The sequence below is a fragment of the Pseudomonas sp. genome (assembly GCF_026224925.1).
Lineage (GTDB): Bacteria > Pseudomonadota > Gammaproteobacteria > Pseudomonadales > Pseudomonadaceae > Aquipseudomonas.
Map to the genome: position 1 here is coordinate 1 of NZ_JAMFRV010000780.1, position 5103 is coordinate 5103.

Annotated in this window: 5 protein-coding genes; 1 reads left to right on the plus strand and 4 read right to left on the minus strand. The window is 58.1% G+C overall.

Annotated elements, in window-relative coordinates:
• A partial coding sequence (locus M0974_RS32670; RefSeq protein WP_297846390.1) for an anti-sigma factor occupies nt 1–523 on the plus strand: 523 nt, incomplete at its 5' end.
• A gap of 218 nt (nt 524–741) precedes the next feature.
• Here the strand turns inward: M0974_RS32670 and fdhA are convergent.
• From fdhA to M0974_RS32690, 4 genes are all read right to left on the minus strand, one after another.
• The gene (gene fdhA, locus M0974_RS32675) at nt 742–1941 is read right to left on the minus strand and encodes a formaldehyde dehydrogenase, glutathione-independent (protein WP_297846392.1); all 1200 of its coding nucleotides are present in this window, start codon (nt 1939–1941) and stop codon (nt 742–744) included.
• A 148-nt stretch (nt 1942–2089) separates the two neighbouring features.
• A complete protein-coding gene (gene purU, locus M0974_RS32680) occupies nt 2090–2947 on the minus strand; it encodes a formyltetrahydrofolate deformylase (RefSeq protein ID WP_297846394.1) in 858 nt (285 codons plus the stop codon).
• Between the two features lie 118 nt (nt 2948–3065).
• Complete coding sequence (locus M0974_RS32685; RefSeq protein ID WP_297846396.1) at nt 3066–3698, minus strand: sarcosine oxidase subunit gamma; 633 nt, start codon at nt 3696–3698, stop codon at nt 3066–3068.
• Between the two features lie 139 nt (nt 3699–3837).
• On the minus strand, nt 3838–5103 hold a 1266-nt coding region (locus M0974_RS32690; protein WP_297846399.1), incomplete at its 5' end, for a glycine cleavage T C-terminal barrel domain-containing protein.

Sequence of the window (5103 nt, forward strand, 5' to 3'; positions counted from 1 at the left end):
CAGGCTGGCCGACCCATTGCCCGAGCAAGCTCCGCCAGAACGCGTGTGGCAAGCCATCGTTGCGCGGATCGACCCGCAAATACTGCATGTCCCTGAAAAACGTCCGTTCTGGAGCTGGCTGCGCATCGCCGCAGTTGCCTGCTCGTTGGTGGCCGCGATCATGGTCGGCGTGCTGTACAACCGCGACACCCTGACTTACAACGCCACGCTAACCGCCGCCAACCAACAACCGGCGATCAGCGTGCATGCTTACAACCGCCATCTGGAAGTAGAGCCTTTGGCACTGGCATCCGTCGAACCGGGGCGTAGCCTGGAACTGTGGGCCATTCCGGCAGACGGCAAACCGGTTTCTCTCGGCCTCTTGCCGGCTAACGCCAAAGGTCGCCTTGAGTTAAGCGACAACCAACAGCAACTGCTGAGCAAGCCGATTACATTGGCGGTCAGTCTTGAACCCACGGGTGGTTCGCCGACCGGGCAACCGACTGGACCGGTGTTGTATCAAGGGGCATTGGCGGGGCGTTGATCGTGGCGCCAGGCAGAGGTTAGGTGCGACCAAACTTGTTCGGGAAGCGGGCTACGCAGTTTGTCTGATACACCGCGGTGTTGCCTTCGCGAACAAGTTCGCTCCCACCGGGATCTGTGAATGGTCCCCATTCCCGCGCCGAGACGCGCAAGAAGCAGCAAGTCTGCTTTCACAAAAAAGGGCGGCCTATTGGCCGCCCTCCTGTTTCCGGTAAAACCTTACGCCGCGCTAAACAACTTGTGCGGATCGATCACAAACTTCTTCGGCACACCCGCGTCGAACTCGCCATACCCGCGCGGGGCGTCGTCGAGGCTGATGACTTCAACGCCGACGACGTCTGCGATCTTGATGCGGTCCCACATGATGGCTTGCATCAGTTGGCGGTTGTATTTCATGACCGGGGTTTGGCCGGTGTGGAAGCTATGGGATTTAGCCCAGCCCAGACCCAGACGAATGCTCAGGCTGCCCATTTTTGCAGCAGCGTCGACAGCACCTGGATCTTCCGTCACATACAGGCCCGGAATACCGATTTTGCCGGCAACGCGGACAACGCCCATTAGCGAGTTGAGTACGGTGGCTGGTGCTTCGTGTTTGGCACCGGCATGACCATGACCACGGGCTTCAAAGCCCACAGCATCAATGGCGCAGTCGACTTCAGGCTCGCCCAGCAGCGCGGCGATTTGCTCATGCAGCGGCGTGTCCAGGGACAAGTCGGCAATTTCGAAGCCTTGTGCCTTGGCGTGAATCAGGCGCACCGGATTGACGTCGCCGATGATCACCACCGCAGCGCCCAACAAGCGCGCTGAAGCTGCAGCGGCCAGGCCCACAGGACCTGCGCCCGCTACGTACACAGTGCTGCCGGGGCCAACGCCCGCAGTGACGGCGCCGTGGTAACCGGTTGGCAGAATGTCTGACAGGCAGGTCAGGTCGCGAATTTTTTCCATCGCAGCATCGCGATCTGGCAGTTTCAACAGGTTGAAATCAGCGTATGGCACCAGCACGAACTCTGCTTGGCCACCGACCCAGTCACCCATATCGACGTAACCATAAGCACCGCCTGGACGGGCCGGGTTAACGGTCAGGCACACGCCGGTGTTCTGCTCTTTGCAACTGCGGCAACGGCCACACGCGACGTTGAACGGAACAGAAACCAGATCACCGACTTTGAGATTTTCAACGTCGCGACCGGCTTCGATGACTTCGCCAGTGATTTCATGGCCCAGCACCAGACCGGTCTGCGCCGTGGTACGGCCACGAACCATGTGTTGGTCGGAGCCGCAAATGTTGGTGGATACCACGCGCAGAATCACGCCATGGTCGATACGTTTGCCTTGCGGGTTTTCCATTTTCGGGAAAGGGATTGTTTGTACTTCGACCTTGCCAGCGCCGAGATACACCACACCACGATTACCAGACATGCTTTCACCTCGCTTTATTGTTTTTAGAGAGCTTTGAATTTGTGTTGTCTGTGTTGCCGTCATCGTCCGGATGCGGCCCAGACCAAGCGCGCTCCTACAAATATTCGCGTACCCCTGTAGGAGCGCGCTTGCCCGCGATGCTTTTGATTTAGAGAACCACCGTCCGATTGGCGTTCAAAAACACCCGTCGTTCAATGTGATAACCCACTGCCCTCGCCAATGTTTGGGCCTCAACATCCCGGCCTTTGGCGATCAGGTCTTCGGGGTAGTGGCTGTGGTCGACCGCTTCGACACCTTGGGCAATGATCGGGCCTTCGTCGAGGTCGTTGTTGATGTAGTGCGCCGTTGCCCCAACCAGTTTCACGCCTTTGTTGTAGGCCTGATGGTACGGTTTTGCGCCCTTGAAACCGGGCAGCAACGAGTGATGGATATTGATCGCCCAGCCATCCAGACGACGGCACAGCTCGGGCGACAGCACCTGCATGTAACGCGCAAGTACCACCAGTTCGGCGCCGGACTCCTCAATCACTTGCCACACTTGACGCTCTTGCGCGGCTTTGTCGTGGGGGTCGAGGGCGAAGTGGTAATAAGGTACGTCGTGCCAGCGGGCCAATGGTTCCAGGTCAGGATGGTTGGACACCACCGCCACAACGTCCATGGACAATTGCCCGATGCGTTGACGGTAAAGCAGGTCGTTCAAGCAGTGATCGGCCTTGGAGACCATGATCACCACCTTCGGCCGGTAGTTAGGCGCAGTCAGTTCGAACACCATCCCGAACGCTTCACCACGCGCCGCCAGGCCTGCGCGGAAAGCCTGTTCATCAAAGCCCGATGGCTGGCGAAACTCGACGCGGATGAAGAACCGGCTCGACAGCCGGTCATCAAAGGAGTGGTGCTCGGTGACGTAGCAATTCTGCTCGTACAGATAGCGGGTCACCGCGTCCACCGTGCCTAAAACACTCGGGCAGTCGGCAGTCAGAATCCATGTGTCGGGAGCGCGGCTCATTGTCTGTTCCTTGATTGCAAATTGACCCGTAGGACCGAATTCATTCGGGAGTGGAGCGCCGCGGTGCATCAGTTAAACCGAGTTGCCCGCTTCCCGAATGAATTCGGTCCTACAGTGGTTAGCCTTGAATACTCAACCCATACTCGGCGCTGGCGTCTTGCAGCCACATCCACCAGTAGTCGGAGAACGAACGGCGGATGACCAACTCCCAGGTTTCTTCGCCGGTGCGACGAATCACCAACTGCGACTTGGCGAACACAGTGCCGACGGCTTTACCCACCGGAAAGTTATTGGGGTGCACGTCGTAGCTGGTGGATTTCATCAGCACTTCGCGAACCTTCGGCCCGGTGAGTTCCAGCAGGCTTTGGCCGCCGCTGACGTTGATCACGGCAATGTGCTGCCCAACCAATGCTTCGCGCAGACGCTGTTCAGCGCCCAACTCTTCGCCGGTTGGAACAATCAGCAAAAATTCATCTGGACCCAGCCATTGCAGCGAGCTTTCGCCGCTGATAACAACCTTGAGTGCGCCCGGCAGTTCCATGCCCAATGCTGTGTGTACGCCTGCGGCGAAAGCAGCGTCGTGGCCATCGCCACGGATGGTCAAATGACCGAGCAATTTTTTATCGCGCACGATCACGCCAGGGTTAGAACGGCCCTTGCCGACCAGGCTGCCGAGGTCGGCATGAAACAACGGTGACTCGGCTTTTTCACCGGTCGTTGGCCGTTGTTGGTAAACGTTGGCTGTGGTCATAGAGCACCTGTTTTGAATTCTGTATTTTTGCCAAAACGCCCTCTGTAGGAGCGCGCTTGCCCGCGATATCAACAACTCGGTCTGTCAGATACACCGCGTCATCGCTCATCGCGAGCAAGCCCGCTCCTACAGGTGTCCGTCAAACGTTCTGCTGTTCGCCTTTCGGATCGAAGAACACCGAAGAACAAATCTCCGCTTCGATCACGCTGCCATCGGCCAACGGTGCAAACACGCGTTCGCCCATGCGCTTCAAGCCGCCTTTCACAACGCCCATCGCAAACGAATAACCCAGCGAACCGTTGGTGTAGCTCGACGTCACGTGTCCCACCATGGTCATCGGGATAGACTGTTTAGTGTCGAACACCAACTGCGCGCCCTCCGGCAGCCACTTGGTCGGATCGATCGGCTTGAGGCCCACCAACTGCTTACGTTGATCACGCACGCAGTCTTCGCGGTTCATGCCACGCCAGCCCAACCACGAGAACGGTTTAGTGCGACCAACACACCAGCCCATGTTCAAGTCGTCCGGGGTCATCGAGCCGTCGGTGTCTTGGCCGACGATGATGAAACCCTTCTCAGCCCGCAACACGTGCATGGTTTCAGTGCCATACGGGGTCAGGTTGTACTGCTTGCCGGCCGCGATGATTTTTTCCAGAACGCCCATGGCGTAGTCAGCCTGGATGTTTACTTCGTACGACAATTCACCGGTGAACGAGATACGAAACACCCGTGCTGGTACGCCGCCGACCAGACCTTCTTTCCAGGTCATGAACGGGAAAGCTTCTTTCTCCAGATCAATGTCGGTCACCTCGGCGAGCAACTTGCGGCTGTTCGGACCGGACAAGGTCAGGGTTGCCCAATGGTCAGTCACAGAAGTGAAGTACACCTTCAACTCTGGCCATTCGGTTTGTTGGTAGATTTCCAGCCATTGCAGCACGCGTGCAGCGCCGCCCGTGGTGGTGGTCATCAGGAAGTGGTTGTCGGCGAGGCAGGCGGTTACGCCGTCGTCGAAAACCATGCCGTCTTCTTTACACATCAGGCCGTAACGCGCCTTGCCCACGTCGAGCTTGGTCCAGGCATTAGTGTAGATGCGGTTGAGAAACTCACGCGCGTCCGGGCCCTGAATGTCGATTTTGCCCAGTGTGGACGCATCTAGCAGGCCGACGCTGTCGCGCACGGCTTTGCATTCACGGCTAACCGCAGCGTGCAGGTCTTCACCCTTTTTCGGGAAGTACCAAGGACGTTTCCACTGACCGACGTCTTCGAATTCGGCGCCGTTTTTAACGTGCCAAGCGTGCAGTGCGGTGAAGCGCACAGGCTCAAAGATGTGACCGGCGTGACGACCAGCGATGGCGCCGAAAGTGACCGGCGTGTAGTTCGGGCGGAACATCGTGGTGCCCATTTC